This window comes from Pseudoalteromonas lipolytica (assembly GCF_003515105.1).
Classification (GTDB): Bacteria; Pseudomonadota; Gammaproteobacteria; order Enterobacterales; family Alteromonadaceae; genus Pseudoalteromonas; species Pseudoalteromonas lipolytica.
The window spans coordinates 2174217-2191518 of record NZ_CP032090.1 but is presented as its reverse complement, the minus strand read 5'-3'; the positions used below and the strand labels follow the sequence as shown (position 1 = coordinate 2191518).

Annotated in this window: 13 protein-coding genes; 7 read left to right on the top strand and 6 right to left on the bottom strand. The window is 41.5% G+C overall.

Annotated elements, in window-relative coordinates; all coding sequences use genetic code 11:
- Positions 1-73: 73 nt before the first annotated feature.
- The 3 genes from recN to nadK all read right to left on the bottom strand — a co-directional run bounded on the left by recN (position 74) and on the right by nadK (position 3359).
- On the bottom strand, positions 74-1747 hold the full coding sequence (recN, locus tag D0907_RS09945; RefSeq protein ID WP_036967644.1) for a DNA repair protein RecN: 1674 nt from the start codon (positions 1745-1747) through the stop codon (positions 74-76).
- Positions 1748-1815: 68 nt separating this feature from the next.
- Positions 1816-2379 carry a hypothetical protein gene (locus D0907_RS09940; protein WP_118844407.1) on the bottom strand — a complete coding sequence of 188 codons (564 nt, stop codon included), beginning with the start codon at positions 2377-2379 and terminating at the stop codon, positions 1816-1818.
- Positions 2380-2474: 95 nt separating this feature from the next.
- Complete coding sequence (gene nadK, locus D0907_RS09935) at positions 2475-3359, bottom strand: NAD(+) kinase (RefSeq protein ID WP_036967648.1); 885 nt, start codon at positions 3357-3359, stop codon at positions 2475-2477.
- Between the two features lie 121 nt (positions 3360-3480).
- Here nadK and D0907_RS09930 point away from each other — a divergent pair, with 121 nt between their 5' ends.
- Positions 3481-4425, top strand: a complete 945-nt coding sequence (locus D0907_RS09930) for an HrcA family transcriptional regulator (RefSeq protein WP_036967651.1) — start codon at positions 3481-3483, stop codon at positions 4423-4425.
- A gap of 58 nt (positions 4426-4483) precedes the next feature.
- A complete protein-coding gene (grpE, locus tag D0907_RS09925; protein WP_036967654.1) occupies positions 4484-5092 on the top strand; it encodes a nucleotide exchange factor GrpE in 609 nt (202 codons plus the stop codon).
- 24 nt (positions 5093-5116) lie between these two features.
- Here grpE and D0907_RS09920 read toward each other — a convergent pair whose 3' ends face one another.
- Complete coding sequence (locus D0907_RS09920) at positions 5117-6316, bottom strand: multidrug effflux MFS transporter (RefSeq protein ID WP_036967656.1); 1200 nt, start codon at positions 6314-6316, stop codon at positions 5117-5119.
- A gap of 195 nt (positions 6317-6511) precedes the next feature.
- Between D0907_RS09920 and D0907_RS09915 the strand changes: the two genes are divergently transcribed.
- Entirely contained in the window at positions 6512-7309 is a 798-nt protein-coding gene (locus D0907_RS09915) for a M48 family metallopeptidase (protein ID WP_065978701.1), read from the top strand.
- Positions 7310-7404: 95 nt separating this feature from the next.
- Positions 7405-9312, top strand: a complete 1908-nt coding sequence (locus tag D0907_RS09910) for a hypothetical protein (RefSeq protein ID WP_118844406.1) — start codon at positions 7405-7407, stop codon at positions 9310-9312.
- A gap of 78 nt (positions 9313-9390) precedes the next feature.
- Here D0907_RS09910 and D0907_RS09905 read toward each other — a convergent pair whose 3' ends face one another.
- A complete protein-coding gene (locus tag D0907_RS09905; RefSeq protein WP_065978699.1) occupies positions 9391-10173 on the bottom strand; it encodes a nucleoside-binding protein in 783 nt (260 codons plus the stop codon).
- 126 nt (positions 10174-10299) lie between these two features.
- Positions 10300-11613, bottom strand: coding sequence for a Na+/H+ antiporter NhaC family protein (locus D0907_RS09900; RefSeq protein WP_036967666.1), 1314 nt, complete (start codon positions 11611-11613; stop codon positions 10300-10302).
- 290 nt (positions 11614-11903) lie between these two features.
- Between D0907_RS09900 and dapB the strand changes: the two genes are divergently transcribed.
- From dapB to carB, 3 genes are all read left to right on the top strand, one after another.
- Positions 11904-12701 carry a 4-hydroxy-tetrahydrodipicolinate reductase gene (dapB, locus tag D0907_RS09895; RefSeq protein ID WP_065978698.1) on the top strand — a complete coding sequence of 266 codons (798 nt, stop codon included), beginning with the start codon at positions 11904-11906 and terminating at the stop codon, positions 12699-12701.
- Positions 12702-12908: 207 nt separating this feature from the next.
- Positions 12909-14045, top strand: a complete 1137-nt coding sequence (carA, locus tag D0907_RS09890; protein ID WP_036967672.1) for a glutamine-hydrolyzing carbamoyl-phosphate synthase small subunit — start codon at positions 12909-12911, stop codon at positions 14043-14045.
- Positions 14046-14061: 16 nt separating this feature from the next.
- Positions 14062-17280, top strand: a complete 3219-nt coding sequence (gene carB, locus D0907_RS09885) for a carbamoyl-phosphate synthase large subunit (protein ID WP_036967675.1) — start codon at positions 14062-14064, stop codon at positions 17278-17280.
- The last annotated feature ends 22 nt before the right edge of the window (positions 17281-17302 follow it).

Here is a 17302-nt window from a genome sequence, read left to right as displayed (position 1 = left end):
AATCCGGTCAAAGGCTATGCACAGTAGCCTTAATTACTTACTAAAACGTTAATGTCATTAAGTGCGAGAGTGGTTATGCATGCGCACTAATCAGCTCTTTAGCATTTGCTCTGGCCATTTTGCTAATATTATCGCCAGCGAGTAGACGGGCAATTTCATCAATTCGTCCATCTTTACTGAGCTTATTCATTTGTGTGTAGGTTTCACCATTTGCAATTTCTTTCGCAACAAAAAATTGCTGATGCCCAGAGCTAGCAACCTGTGGCAAGTGCGTAACACAAATAACTTGGGTTGATTTGCCAAGCTGGCGCAATAACTTGCCAACCGCTGAGGCCGTTGGGCCAGAAATACCCACATCGACTTCGTCGAATATGAGTGTTGGCGTTGTCACGCGCTGGGCGATAATGACTTGTATCGCTAAACTGATACGCGAAAGCTCGCCACCCGATGCAACTTTCGATAAAGCTTGCATTGGTTGCCCAGGGTTGGTCGATACCAAAAACGCCACGGTATCAAATCCCATTGCACTGGGGGCTTTATCACTCGTTTGTTGAATATCAATCGCAAACTGGCCATTTTCCATTGATAAGTTAGCCATGCTATCGCTGATCAATGTGTTGAGTGTTTCGGCATAACGCTGGCGGCTATCACTTAAAACCTGTGCAGCGTCTTTATATTCATCAAGGGCTGTATTTATCTCGGTTTCTAGTGATGCTAAGCGGTCACTATTGTAGCTAATTGAAGCAAGCTCTTTCGCAATTGATTGGTGAAATTCTACCAGCTCTTCCGGTTTTATATGGTGCTTGCGTGCTAAATCCATTGCCCCAGTTAAACGAGTTTCTACTTCGTCGAGGCGAGCAGGATCTAAATCTGTTATATCTACGTAGCTGCGAATTTCACGGCTTGCTTCTTCAACTTGAACAGCGGCTTCACTTAAAAGCGCTGCAATGCTAGATAGGCTATCATCGTAGCCAGCAAGTTCAGCAAATTGCTGTGCACTGTGTTGCAGCATTGAGCATGCACTTTGCTCATCACTTTCGTATAAGTGCTGAAGTTCACGCTGGCACGACTCTAAAATAGTTTGGCTGTGGCTTAACTTATGGTGCTCAGCTTCTATTTCTTCAAACTCACCGGGTTGTAAGGCAAACTCGTCTAATTCAGCAACTTGGTATTCAAGTAGCTGTTTTTGAGCCGCTTGTTGCGCTTGTTGTTGTTCTAAGTGGTTAAACTCTTTTACTAGCGCCTGATAGGCTTTAAAGCGTTCTTTAACATTGGAAAGCAGGTTTGTATGGCCAGCATATGCATCCAGTAAATGCAGCTGATGCTCGGCTTTTAATAAATGCTGATGCGCGTGTTGACCATGAATAGAAATGAGGTACTGCCCAAGCTCTTTAAGCTGCGCAGCAGTGACAGGGCTGCCATTAATATAGCTTTTACTCCGGCCATTTTTACAAATAACACGGCGCAGTAAGCATTCACCTTCTGCATTAGACAGTAAGTGATGCTCTAAAAACTGTTGAGCAAGGGGTAATTGGGTAATATCGAATTGCGCGCAGATTTCTGCACGCTCAGTTCCTGGACGAACAGCACCCGCATCGGCGCGTTCGCCTAAACACAACGATAGGGCATCAATAGCAATTGATTTCCCTGCACCTGTTTCACCTGTAATGGCTGTCATGCCATTGTGCCACTCAGTACTCAAGTTACTTACAATGGCAAAGTTTTTAATTTCTAACCCGATTAACATACTGTTTATCCATCCAGCTAATTAACTGTTAATTTATACAGTGTTTTCGGGTTTTGCAAATTAAATTTTTATGCTTTTGTTAATTCTGATATCTGTTTTTCGTGATTTAATTCATCAGGCATTGATGGACTCTGGCTTTGCACAGGGTCATCATGTTGATTAATAGGTGGCGCGTATTTAATAACTTCAATTAATGAGGGTAATACTTCTTGATAAAACGCTTTATTGTATTCAATGCCATTATAAGGAAGTTGTGCCATAAAGTATTGTAATCTATCGGCAAGTTGGTCATGTTCATGCGGGCTTTGTGCTTTGTTTGCTTCCATGATTATGGTGCTGATAAACAACTCACTAATAAACTCTAAATGCGTTAGATTTTCTTCGTTGTGAGCTTGAACGACAAAGTAATTACTGGTGATTTGGTTCAAACGTGCAACATTTTTAGGGCGAATGAGCTTTGCTTCACTAAATTCGATTAATTTAATTTTGAAGTCGTTATTGATCTCTTTTACACGTTGATTAAAGCGTTTTTTTTCGGCTTCTATCGCTTTGCGACGGTTGCTTTCGATGATCCAATAGCAGCCTAGTAGAGTGATCAACAATAAAAGAGCAAGAAAAACTATATAGCTCATTTTTGCTTAGGTTCCTTAAATGTGTACTACGGTAAAGTGAATTATTTTGCGCTAATAGATTTCACTTGGCAATTATTTAAGAAGAAAATTGCTGTTTAAAATAAGCGGCTACCCCAGTTCAGTTTTTTTCGCAGTACATTGTAATAAGAATATTCTTTTGGATGAATTAAGCGTAACCGTTTGTCAGCTTTTTTGATAACCACTTCATCGCCAGGTAAAACGGCCAAAACAACGTGGCTGTCACAGCTCACTTGTAAGCTGTCGGTATTTTCTAAGCTGAGTTTAAGGCGTACCTCGTTATCGGCATCAACGACTAAAGGGCGACTCGAAAGAGTATGAGGAAACATGGGTACTAACGAAATAGCATTCAGTTCTGGTGTTAAAATAGGCCCGCCACCAGAGAGAGAATAGGCCGTTGACCCCGTCGGTGTAGATACGATTAAACCATCAGAACGTTGTGAAAATACAAAATCATTATTTATGAAGGCTTCGAACTCAATCATGTGAGCGACTTTATCGGCATGGAGTACCGCTTCATTAACCGCTGAATTTGCGCTTTTAAGTTCAGCATGCCGGTATACTTCTACTTCTAGCAGGAAGCGTTTTTCTTCAATGAATTGACCGCTTAGAACCTGCTCTAAACTTGCTTCAAAACCTTCTGGGTTTAAGTCGGTTAAAAATCCGAGGTTACCACGGTTTACGCCAATCACTGCAACGTCAAAACGCGCTAAAACACGTGCAGCACCTAACATGTTGCCATCGCCACCGACAACGATGGCTAAATCAGCACGCTCGCCTAACTCAACGAGTTTAACGAGGTTGTTCGCAGGCACATCTTCTAATTGCCGACCCGTTCGTTGCTCAACGAGCACCTCAAAACCTAACGCTCGTAAAAAGGTGTGTAATCGCTGTAGCGTTGTAGCCGCGGCGCTGTGGTTAGGTTTACCAATTAAACCTATGGTTTTAAACGGTGAGTCCATGGTACGTGCACTTAACTATTTCATAGGGATAGATTACATTAAAAATTAATGCTTTGAAAATAACTTGAAATAAACTTGCAGTGCCCAAATATCTTAGGGCAAGAGTCAAGATGTAAGAATTATGAAATTAAACCCCCGCGATCAACAAATTTTTTCAGCCGTAATGAGCCTATATTGTAATGGCGAGGGCCAACCAGTGGCTTCAACGCGTATAGCAAAGCAAAAGGGCATGGCTGTGTGCTCTGCCACAGTGCGAAATGCAATGGCAAGGCTTGAAAAAGAAGGGTTGCTTTATTCGCCACACACCTCGGCAGGCCGCGTGCCAACAAATGCTGGGTTTGACTATTGGTTAACCGAATTTTTCTCTTTGCCCGAAATTGCGACGTATTGGCAACCTCAACAAGCACAACTTGTTGAGCTGGCCCACGGCTTGAGCCAACGTTATAAAGTATGTTGTTGTGTTGGTTTACCGCAAGTGAGTTCGCAATTGGTTTTTAGGGTTGAAGTGCTTGACTTTGATGGCAGTGATTGGCTTATTTTACTGATTGATAGAGCAGGGCAAAGTCACAATATTTGTATTAGTAAACCTGAGGACGCCAGTGATTCGGTTCGCTATCAGTTTGCAACGTGGCTTAATACGGTGTTCAGTCAACAAACTCTGATGGAAGGTCTTTACCGTATGCAGGCAATGGCGAATACTGCACCGCGCAACTGCCATGACTCGTTGACCCAATGGACTCGCCAATTGAGCCAGAAACTGGGGTCTGATAACAGTATTGTGGTAGGTGAAAATTATTTATATAAGCAAGTAGACTGTCAAACGAGCTTAAATATAGGCGTCTCATTTCTAAATTTTGTTGAAGATAAGCTCGCATTTAGAAACGGTTTGTCGGTATTAAACACAGAACAACTTCCATTTACCGATTGTGATGAGTTAATGGTGATCAGCCTTCCTTACTTTAATAACCTCGAATATCAGAGTCGTTTTTGTGTTATTTGTCCAAAATCAGCACAAATTGAAGCAATCATCCAAGAATTTGAGTTAATCGGGTCATCAACCTCTTGAATCTTTTTATTCAATCCCCATAATTACCGCAGTTGTAAAGAATTGGAGCATTTAAGCTATGTCTGAGCAGACAAAATCACCAGAGCAAGAAGTTGAACTAAACGAAGAATTTGAACAAATGCAAGCGGATGTTGACGCAGCCGTTGAAGCAGCAGAGCAAGTTGAAGGCGAAGAACTAAGCCCTGAAGCTGAAATTGCACTACTTTATAGTGAACTAGAAGCTGCGAAGCAAACTATAAATGATCAAAAAGACAGTGTTGTACGTGCCGCAGCAGATGTTGAAAACATGCGTCGCCGTGCCGCACAAGATGTTGAAAAAGCTCACAAGTTTGCACTTGAGAAGTTTGCTAACGAATTATTACCCGTGATTGACAATTTAGAGCGTGCGATTGAGTTTTCTGACAAAGAAAATGAGCAGCTTAAGCCTGTACTTGAAGGTATCGAGATGACGGTAAAAAGCTTCAACGATGCCGTGTCTAAGTTTGGTGTAGAAATTGTTAACCCACAAGGTGAGCAGTTTAATCCAGAATTCCATCAAGCAATGTCAATTCAACCAAGCAATGATGTAGCACCTAATACGGTACTTGCAGTTATGCAAAAAGGGTACACGTTAAACGGTCGTTTACTGCGTCCTGCTATGGTAATGGTATCGAAAGAAGCTGAATAAACGCTTTTTAGAGAAAAATGCCTGTCATAGACAGGCATTTTTTTTGTCTAATTTTCGATGCCAAAGCTGCACAAGTAGTATAAGGATAAGCGCACTGAACATCATGGCTGAAAATGGCACCGCACTTTGTGGGTGAATAAACGCGAGGATAGGTCCTACGAGTGCGCCACTGCCAAAACGTAACGTACCAATTACCGCCGTTGCAGTCCCTGATTTTTCCTCGAATTGCATTAAAATCAATGAGTCGGCATTACTTGCCACAATCCCCAAACTCATCATTAAAGGCGCTATGCTTGCGACGATAAAATACAGCGACAAATGCATTAAACTAAACAGCAGTAATGCTGAGCCCGATGCAAAGCCAATACCTAAGCCTATAAACAGTAATTTGCGCGATCCTAAGCGTGGTACAAGTCGGGTATTCATAAAGTTACCGAACATCAAGGCAAGTACGTTAAAGGCAAATAAAATACCGAAGAGTTGTTCATCTACTTTAAAAAAGTCCAAATAAACGTAAGGCACAGACGTTAAAAAGCAGAAAAATGCGAACGAGGCAAACATAGAGCTAGCGATGTCGGCACGCGCACTTTGACGTGAAAAGACGGTTTTATAGCTGTTAAAAAATAACGCTAAACCACGTTGCTGACTTTTGAAAATAGGGATATCAATTAAGTAAAGTTGCACAAGTGCTAAAATCGCAAAGCTATACGCAGCTAACACTAAAAATATAACCTGCCATGTCGAAATGCCCATAATTAAAGAGCCAAGCGTGGGGGCGATAAGGGGCGCTACCATCATGATCATCGATACATACGACATCCCCTTTGCCGTATTCTCACGGTAAATATGACGAATAATACCCGGTACAACCACGGTTGCCGCGGCACCAGTGAAAGCCTGTACTGCCCTAAGTGACCAAAAAAGCTCTATGTTATGGCAAAATGCCAGTGCTAACGAACTTAAACCAAACAGCGCTAAGCCTACTTTAGCCAGTAATCGTCTACCAAGCTCATCGGCAATAGGGCCAAAAAATAGCATACCCAGTGCATAGCCAGCTAAATAGATACTCAATGAAATTTGTACATTTGGCATGGTTGTTTGTAAGTCATTGGCAATGACCAACATCGCAGGTAGATACAAATCAATTGCCAGCGGAGTAATGGCGACAATACTTGCCAGCAACGGCAATAAAATGCGTTTATTTAATGTGTCGGGGGAAGGCATTGGAAACTCATTTATCAATCAATAGACCCCTATTGTAGCAGCGAGTGGTTCGTTGGTGAACTTAGTTTGCCTGCTAACTAAAAGATTTAACTGAAAAATCACATTTGCACGGTGGGAAATGTATTTTCATATAAAATTAATGAATGCTTTGCTATATTAGCAACAATTGCACTAATAGTATTTGTAAGGATTCACATGAAAAAGTTAATGATGGTCGTGTTAGCCACCGCTGTTTTAGCAGGGTGTAAAACGTCTCCAACGGGACGTACACAGATCGCGCTCTACTCAGATCAACAAATGAGTCAAATGGGCCAAGCAAGTTTTGCTGAAATGAAGAAAACACAGCCGATTAACTCCGACCCAAAAGTTAATGCGTATGTAAAATGCATCGCAGACGATGTGATTTCTGTTTTGCCGCGTGAATATGCTCAACAAGCATGGGAAGTGGTGGTGTTCGAAGAAGATTCTGCGAATGCGTTTGCATTACCAGGCGGCTACATTGGCGTACATACCGGATTATTAAAAGTAGCGGTTAACAGGGATCAACTAGCGACCGTGTTAGGCCATGAAGTTGCACACGTTATTGCTGAGCACTCGAATGAACGTGTATCGCAAAACTCCTTGATTCAAACAGGTTTACAAGTCGGTGGTGCTGCGCTTGATATGGGTAATGTGCAATATCGCGGTGAAATTATGCAAGCACTTGGACTCGGCGCACAATTTGGTGTGGTGTTACCTTTTAGCCGCTCACATGAATCTGAAGCTGATATTGTAGGTTTAGATTTAATGGCAAAGGCTGGTTTTAATCCAGAGCAGTCAGTGTCATTATGGCAAAACATGAGTGCAGCTGGCAGCAGCGGTACACCCGAATTCATGTCGACTCACCCAGCACCGGGTAATCGAATTAAAGAGCTACAAAAACACATGCCAACGGCTTTAAAAGCACAACAAGCGGCAAAAGCGCAGGGCAGAAACCCACAGTGTAAACTGTAAATTAGGACTATTTTCTTAGCTTTATACTTTAAACATAAGCCTAATCAATATATGGTTAGTCTTATGTTTTCAAAATAAGTACAGAGCATTTAGGGATGAAAAAAAAAGCTTTATCAGTAATTGTTTTAGCTACCGTTGTAACAACGTTAATATTTTATGTAACCAATACTGAAACTTCACACACGAACGAATCAAAAGAAACCGTCAATACAACAAATGACATTAGCTCATTAGATAAAAATACCGAAGCGACTTCAGAAAAAAAAACCTACAAAAAACGCCCTTTTCCAAATGAAGTTCCAGACGAACAACTGTGCAGAGATTTAAATCTTAAGCAAAGCAATTTACACTATGATTTTTCAGATGAGATAGAACTTAAAGCACTGCACGCTTTCAAAAATGGTTATTCAGCAAAGCAGGTTGCGGATGCAATTTGGTTTGTTAGCAGTTGGTCACAAGCGCAAGATTGGTATGAAAGGGCTATGTTGCATGAATCCGTTTCTGAATTGATACCAGTTATAAAATCATTGCCGAATAATGAACGCTTTCTTAGTCAATATAATTTTGTTAATGGACCAAATTCATCGGCGACGGAAGTTTTGGATTATAAGGATTCATTAGACAGACTTTGGGCAGACTTACCACTTGAGGAGCTTAATCGGAAGATTACATCGACTAATATTTCATCGGTCGAAACTTTCAATGAAATTGAACGGGTTTTTTCAAATTTCCCATACGAAATACTTAATAGTGAATCTATTTCCCCTTTAAATTCCATTTTAGGTTTTTTAGTTGCTAAGAAACGCATTCCTACTGCCATAATGCTTTTACAGCGCTATCCTGGACTTGAGTTTTCAACGGCTAACTTTACTAACGAAGCAGCAACTCAACTCCTTATGATAATCGGTAATGAAGGTTATGAGATTGAAGACTCTGAAAGTTATCAGCAACTCTTTGATTTGTTGGGCTTGAGTGGAAAAGGTATTTACTATCAGGAAATTAATCATCCTTTGTTTAGTAATGTCGAGGTCAAAAATGCAGTAGAAAAGTTAAATCATGAAGGTATCGTTGTTAACTTAATCCCAGTAGAGGATTTAGAAAAGCCAGAACCTATTTTTGTATTGAATATTGATAAGAATGAATTAACTGATGACGAAAAACGTAGTTTAGATAAATGTAATTTAACAAGGGAGTGGCTTGAAGGACGTCAACTCAATTATTTGCAGCTTGATACATTCGAATCAACGTCTTTTATTGAATCAATTAAATCGTCACCTGAATTTTATTTTTGTAAAAATCAACAGCACCCAGATGATTTTCCCCTCATTAAAAGTCAGTTTACTGAAATGAGAAAACAGATCACTCAAACAATAGCGAATCAGAATACTTCACTAGAAAAACTTGATTTAACAACGTTAGATGTACCAGACACGATGTTACCAGAAGTTAAATCTATTTTAGGAATCATTCTTGCTCGCGATTATTTACAAGCAACATCACTCAATGAGCAAGAAATTATGATGAGATTGAGTAATGTTGGCTTAAAGCCGTCAAGCAAGCATATTGCAAGTTTTTCGGGATTGGCTAGTTTGAAAGGTTTCACAATGTGGCTTGAAACGCTTTCTTTCGACGAACCAAAGGACGCTAAAGCCCTTTTAAATGAGTTTGCCAGTAAAGGTGCATATAAAGCATTTTCTGATCTTAATAGTATGGTAGGGGCTGAGTTTGATTTAGAGACTGAGCTGGATCCATTTTATTTTTTTATAAAAAACTATTCTTCTATGACATTACACTTTGGTGATATTAATGCTTATGAACAGAAAGATAATGCGGCTTTCATAAACTATTTTAAGGTGAGTGGGGTAAAAATTAAGCCTCAGCATCGGCGAGCTATATTTAAACGTAAAATATCTGAGCAAGATGCTTATAAAGCACTAATTAGTCATTTCCCAGAGTTAAAGGTCGAAAATGTAGATGAGTTCTTCTCTTTAAGTTGCTTATGAGTACTTTTAAGTAAAAGTATTGCTATAAATTCTAAAACTGCGAAATAAATAATCATTTCGCAGTTTTATTGATAACGTTTAGAACGTCCACTCAACATGAAGTTGTGGGACTGATTCAGTGGTATCTGTGCCTAGTTTGTTATGCCAGTATTGCCACTCAAGGCCAAGTAACAGGGTATTTTCTTTCATGCTGATTGCATGACCTAAATCCCATGTAATAATAGGCTGTGCTAAAATCCATGCTTTAACGTCTTGACCGAATTCGTTTTCACGCTCTGCAATGTACTCAACATGGCCTGTCACATTAAATTTTTGTGAGCCAATAGTGAATGGGTAGCCCCATGCTACATCAATCATCCAGCTGTTTGTTTCAGTAGGAGCACCACCACGAGCAACACCTTCACTGTCATCAATGTAGGCTGTAAACAACGTTGATAAAAAGCTAAAACCTGGTGCTTGCCAGCTTAGTTTTACACCGGGTAAATATTTTAGAACCTTTGAGTCTCCAGCAGCGTTAAAGCCCGCAGTTAAACCTACGTCAGCAATTGCACCATATGAAAAATCGTTGCCTGAGATTTTTGACAGGCTAAAGGTTGAATACCATTCACCATAAAAGTCTTTATCTTGATATCCATCTTGTAAATCATCATCACTGTAGTCAATAAAAAAGAAGTTATCGCCATAGTCATAACCAGATGCATGCTGTAATGACACAACCGTTGTGTTTGATTTAGCCAAAGAAAACGGATTTTTGTGCTCACCGTTATTGATGTGTAATTGCGTTGAGCTCCAATTAGCCGCATAGCTCGAAGTACTCGCTGCACATAGCGCAGCAATAGAAAGGATCTTTTTCAAGTTCATATCTCAATATTGATGTAGTCATAACAATTCACTTGATTAAGCGAATTAGTATATAAAGGGGGATACAAAGTGAGGATTATAGCAGATACGTCCTTAAAATGACGAATCTGCTCAAAAATATTTAACTTAGGCTTTATTACGGCGTAAGCATATTACCGCAATCGCAGTAAACGCGAGAATAAAACAATAATATGACGATGTAGATACTTGCCAAGGGCTGATTTTAAACGTTGCACCTAACAATAAGGCTTGTGCGCCGTAGGGCAAAGAGCCTTGTGTTACACAGGCAAAAATATCTAATAAACTGGCTGAGCGCTTGCCAGTGATTTCACCGTCATCGGCCAGTTTTTTCGCAATAGGGCCTGCAACAATAATAGACACCGTATTATTAGCAATACATACGTTACTCGTCATTACGAGTGCTGCAATACCTAATTGATCAGCAACTTTACGATGCCATTTAGCAATAATTTTCGTGATTGCCTGAATTTTGTTAGCAATGTAATCAAGGCCACCGTTTATACGAATAAATTCTGACAGGCCGCCAATAAACATAGATAACAAGAAAATTTCCTGCATATCGGTAAAGCCTTTGTAGATATCTTTTACAAAGCTTGCGCCTTCATAACTGCCTGTAAAGCCCATTAGTGCTGCGAAAATAATCCCGCTAAACAGCACCACAAATACATTAAATCCCATCACCGCTAGCACTAAAATAAAGGCATACGGAAGCACGAGTAATATATCGTAATCCTGTGTTTCAACCGCTTCAGCTGCCGGTGTTAAAAAGAACAATAATGCAATGGTGAGTGCAGCAGCAGGCAGAGCAATCTTTAGATTCTCGCGAAATTTATCTTTCATTTCACAACCTTGTGTACGGGTAGCCGCAATAGTTGTGTCAGAAATGATTGATAGGTTATCGCCAAACATTGCACCCGATACAATTGTACCGGCCATCAATGCCGGATCGATACCCGTTTTTTGCGCTACGGCGTAGGCAATAGGGCCAATCGCGCCGATGGTGCCCATTGATGTGCCCATGGCAGTTGAAACCACGGCAGCGATTAAAAATAAGCCCGGAAGTAATAAAGCTGGGGGAATAAGAGATAAACCGGCATTCACGACGGCATCAACACCCCCCGTTGCGCCTGCGACGGCAGAAAACGCACCTGCAAGAAGGTAAATCAAGCACATAGTAATGATATTGCTATGACCTGCACCTTTTATAAACGTTTCAACACTGTGGTTAATCGTGTTTCTATTTAAAATAAAGGCCAACATAATGGCAGGTAAAATAGCGACCGGTGCCGGTAGTTGATAAAAGGCGTAATCAACACCTTGAGATTGTAAGTATAAGCCTGCGCCTAAAAATAAGCCGACAAACACCAAAAGCGGCAGCAAAGAAAGTTTTGCTTTTGTTTTATTAAATGATGGCTGCATCATATTCCTCGTTAGATAACCAAAAACACAGCCAAAAACTTCTTTTAGCTGTATTTAGTTGTTGTTTTATGAAAATAAAAACAACAACAGCGCCCGCAAGCCAAAGACCAAATCGGCGCAAAGGAAGAAGTTTAAATGTATAGATGGCTAAATGCAAAGGCTATCTGTTATTATTGTTGTTATTTTATAAATCCAAAAAATTAGCGCTGTATTTTTTATAAGCTAACCTGACTATTACATGAGTTTTCGATAAAATCTAGCCAGCTAATAAGAATAGATAAGGTAAAAGTATGAACCGTATAGGTGTATTTGGTGCCAATGGCCGCATGGGGCTTGCACTATTAGAGGCTGTTACAAAAAATGAGCACTCTGTGTTAACGGGGGCGTATGTCCGTGAAAATTCACCGCTTATTAATTTAGCTGTTAATCAATTAAACAGTGCCGCTGATGCGGATGTGCAATTTAGCAAAGAAACTGATGTAAAAGAGACTGACGTACTTATTGATTTTACTTTACCCGCGGGGATGCGTAATCACCTCAAAACAGCGGTAGAAAAAAATATAGCCATGGTGATCGGCACGACAGGCTTAACCCACGACGACCTTGAAGCGTTAAACGATGCAGCAAAGTATATCCCGATTGTTTTTGCTCGTAACTATAGCGTAGGCGTTAATTTACTGCTTAACTTAGTGCAGACTGCAGCTGTGAAATTTGGCGATGACATGGACATAGAGATTTTTGAAGCGCACCATCGTCATAAAATTGATGCGCCCTCGGGCACGGCTTTAGCTATTGGTGAGGCTATTGCAGAGGCAAAAGGCTGGCAACATGATGACGTTGCACGTTTCGATAGAAGCCACGATGAACAAGCAAAATCGCAAAATGAAATCGGTTATTCGGTCATGCGAGGCGGAGATATAGTAGGTGAACACACCGCATATTTCGCAACTTCTGGCGAAAGACTAGAATTAACTCATAAAGCAAGTTCTAGAATGACCTTTGCCTTAGGTGCTGTAAGAGCTGCGGGCTGGTTGAAAAATAAGCCGGCTGGACTTTATGACATGCAAGATGTGCTTGACTTGAAGTAGTTTAGTTTCTTTTTTGGCAGTTTCAGTGAAAATTAAGTTAATAACGCTTATTTTTACTATTTTATTAATTATGATTAGATCTGAAAAGCAAATTACTGTAAAATAGCGCCAATTTGCCAAAAATTCATAAATGCGTGTTTCCAATCGCTTTAAACGGGCAGTAGAGCAAATGACTTTACTCCCGTTTTTTACTGTTAGGAGGTTAACTTGACTAAATCCGCTCTGTTAGTCCTAGAAGACGGCACAGTGTTTCGCGGTACTGCAATCGGCGCTGACGGCATGTCAGTCGGTGAAGTAGTATTCAATACGTCTATGACTGGTTATCAAGAAATTTTGACTGACCCTTCATACGCGGAACAAATCGTAACTTTGACGTACCCACATATCGGTAATACGGGTACTAACAGCGAAGACGAAGAAGCGGGTCAAATCTGGGCTAAAGGCCTAGTGATCCGTGATTTGCCACTGCTAGCAAGTAATTTCCGTAACGAGCAATCGTTAAGTGATTACTTAAAAGAACGCAATATCCTAGGTATTGCTGACATCGACACTCGTAAATTAACACGTATCTTACGTGATAAAGGCGCTCAAAATGGTTGTATCATTGCAGGCGACGAGTTAGATGAGAATAAAGCGCTCGAAGCTGCGCAAGCCTTCCCAGGCTTAAAAGGCATGGATTTAGCAAAAGTTGTCTCAACCAAGGAAAATTTTGAGTGGCGTGAATCAAGCTGGACATTAGGTGAAGGCTTTAAAACGCTAGAAGCAGCAGACGAGAAATTTCACGTTGTTGCTTATGACTTCGGTGTTAAACGTAATATCTTACGCATGTTAGTTGACCGCGGTTGTAAATTAACCGTTGTGCCGGCACAAACATCTGCTGAAGACGTACTCGCACTTAACCCAGACGGTATTTTCTTATCGAACGGCCCTGGTGACCCTGAGCCATGTACCTACGCAATTGATGCAATTAAGACCTTTTTAGAAACAGATACGCCAATTTTTGGTATTTGTTTAGGTCATCAATTACTTGCGCTTGCCTCTGGTGCAAAAACAGTAAAAATGAAGTTCGGTCATCACGGTGGTAACCACCCAGTTAAAGACCTTGACCGCAATGTGGTTATGATCACTGCGCAAAACCATGGTTTCGCAGCGGATGAAGCGACATTACCAGCGAATTTACGTGCAACTCACGTTTCATTATTCGATGGTACGCTACAAGGTATTCACCGTACTGATAAGCCTGCATTTAGCTTCCAAGGTCACCCTGAAGCAAGCCCAGGCCCACACGATGCAGCACCTTTATTCGACCACTTCATCGACTTGATGCAAGCTCGTTCTAACTAATTTAACCGGAGTAACAATGCCAAAACGTACCGACATAAAAAGCATTCTTATCTTAGGCGCGGGCCCGATCGTTATCGGTCAAGCTTGTGAATTTGACTACTCTGGTGCACAAGCGTGTAAAGCACTACGAGAAGAAGGCTATCGAGTTATTCTTGTAAACTCGAACCCTGCAACTATCATGACTGACCCTGAAATGGCTGATGCGACGTACATCGAACCAATTCACTGGGAAGTGGTAGAAAAAATTATTGAAAAAGAAAAGCCAGATGCTGTACTCCCAACAATGGGTGGTCAAACAGCATTAAACTGTGCGCTTGACCTAGACAAGCACGGTGTGTTGGCTAAACACGGTGTTGAGCTAATCGGTGCAACTGCGGATGCCATCGATAAAGCAGAAAACCGTGAGCGTTTTGACGCTGCAATGAAAAATATTGGCCTTGAGTGTCCGCGTGCTGAAATCGCTCACTCAATGGACGAAGCACACGATGTACTTACTCGTATCGGCTTCCCATGTATTATCCGTCCATCATTCACCATGGGTGGTACCGGTGGCGGTGTTGCATACAACCAAGAAGAATTTGATGAAATTTGTGAGCGTGGTTTAGATTTATCACCAACAAATGAACTTCTAATTGATGAATCATTAATCGGTTGGAAAGAGTACGAAATGGAAGTTGTTCGTGACAAAAACGACAACTGTATCATCGTATGTTCTATCGAAAACTTTGACCCAATGGGCGTTCACACGGGTGACTCAATCACCGTTGCACCAGCACAAACGTTGACGGATAAAGAATACCAAATCATGCGTAATGCATCGATGGCGGTACTTCGCGAAATCGGCGTTGAAACAGGTGGTTCAAACGTACAGTTTGGTGTGAATCCAGTTGATGGCCGTATGGTTATCATTGAAATGAACCCTCGTGTATCTCGTTCATCGGCTCTAGCGTCTAAAGCAACGGGTTTCCCAATTGCTAAAATCGCTGCGAAACTAGCTGTAGGTTATACGCTTGACGAGCTTCAAAATGATATCACGGGTGGTAAAACACCTGCTTCATTCGAGCCTTCAATCGATTACGTTGTGACTAAGATCCCACGTTTTAACTTCGAAAAATTCGCAGGTTCAAACGACCGTCTTACTACACAGATGAAATCTGTGGGTGAGGTTATGGCTATTGGTCGTAACCAACAAGAATCACTACACAAAGCATTACGTGGTCTTGAAGTGGGTGCAACAGGCTTTAACCCAATTGTTGCGCTTGATGACCCGAAAGCGAAAGAGAAAATCATTCGTGAATTGCGTGAGCCAGGTGCCGAGCGTATTTGGTATGTTGCTGATGCAATGCGTCATGGTATGAGCGTTGAAGATGTATTCGAATTGACTAAAATCGATCCATGGTACTTAGTACAAATCGAAGATATCTTAAAAGACGAAGAAACAATCAGCGAAGTAGGTATGGCTGGTTTAAATGCCGAGTTCTTACGCAAGCTTAAACGCAAAGGTTTTGCTGATGCACGTATCGCTGAAATTGCGGGTGTATCTGAAGCTGAAATTCGCAAAAAACGTCACCAATTAAATATCGTGCCAGTTTATAAACGCGTTGATACGTGTGCGGCAGAATTTAGTTCAGACACAGCTTACATGTACTCAACGTATGACGAAGAGTGTGAAGCGAACCCGTCTGACAAAGATAAAATCATGGTAATTGGTGGTGGTCCTAACCGAATTGGTCAAGGTATCGAATTCGATTACTGCTGTGTTCACGCGGCATTAGCGCTACGTGAAGACGGTTACGAAACAATCATGGTTAACTGTAACCCTGAAACTGTTTCAACAGACTACGACACATCTGACCGTCTATTCTTCGAGCCAATTACGCTTGAAGATGTATTAGAAATCGTTCGTGTTGAAAAACCAAAAGGCGTAATCGTTCAGTACGGTGGTCAAACTCCACTTAAACTGGCTCGTGCACTTGAAGCGAATGGTGTGCCAGTTATTGGTACGTCACCTGATGCAATCGACCGTGCTGAAGACCGTGAGCGTTTCCAACAACTTGTTGAGCGTTTAAACCTTCTTCAACCTGAAAATGCAACAGTAACGTCTCTAGAAGAAGCGATTGTAAAATCGGCTGAAATCGGTTTCCCTCTGGTTGTACGTCCTTCATATGTACTTGGTGGTCGTGCGATGGAAATCGTTTACGATGAAGATGACTTACGTCGTTACATGACTGAAGCGGTATCTGCATCAAATGAAGCCCCAGTATTGCTTGACCGTTTCTTAGATAACGCAATCGAAGTTGACGTTGATGCTATCTGTGACGGTGAGCAAGTGATTATCGGCGGTATTATGGAGCATATCGAGCAAGCAGGTGTTCACTCAGGTGACTCAGCATGTTCATTACCTGCTCATTCATTAACTGCTGAAGTACAAGACGTAATGCGTAAGCAAGTGACAGACATGGCACTTGAGCTTGGCGTAGTGGGTCTTATGAATACACAGTTTGCAGTGAAAGACGGCCAAGTTTACTTAATCGAAGTAAACCCTCGTGCAGCGCGTACAGTACCGTTTGTATCAAAAGCAACGGGTGTAGCACTTGCTAAAGTAGCAGCGCGTTGTATGGCAGGTCAGTCATTGGCAAGCCAAGGTATCACCAAAGAAGTGATTCCTCCTTACTACAGCGTTAAAGAAGTTGTATTACCGTTTGCTAAGTTCCAAGGTGTTGACCCAATGCGTGGCCCAGAAATGCGCTCAACGGGTGAGGTAATGGGTGTTGGTGAAACATTCGCCGAAGCGTTCGCTAAAGCACAATTAGGTGCAAGCAACACTTTACCACGCGGTGGTCGCGCGTTACTATCGGTACGCAACAGTGACAAACCACGTATTGTTGAACTTGCTAAAACTATGACTGAACTTGGTTTTGAGCTAGATGCAACAGGTGGTACTGCCAAAGCACTTGAAGACGCTGGCATTGCAGTTCGTCGCGTAAACAAAGTATTCGAAGGTCGTCCTCATATTCTTGATAGAATTAAAAATGGTGAATACAGCTACATTGTAAACACTACTGAAGGTCGCCAAGCGATTGAAGATTCGAAGGTGTTACGTCGTGGTGCGTTACAGCACAAGACTAACTACACAACGACACTGAACGCGGCATTTGCTAACTGTACTGCAAACCAAGCAGACGACCGTAGCAAAGTGACGTCAGTTCAGGAACTACACCAGCGAATGAACTAAGGAAATGTGCCAAGGGCGAGTG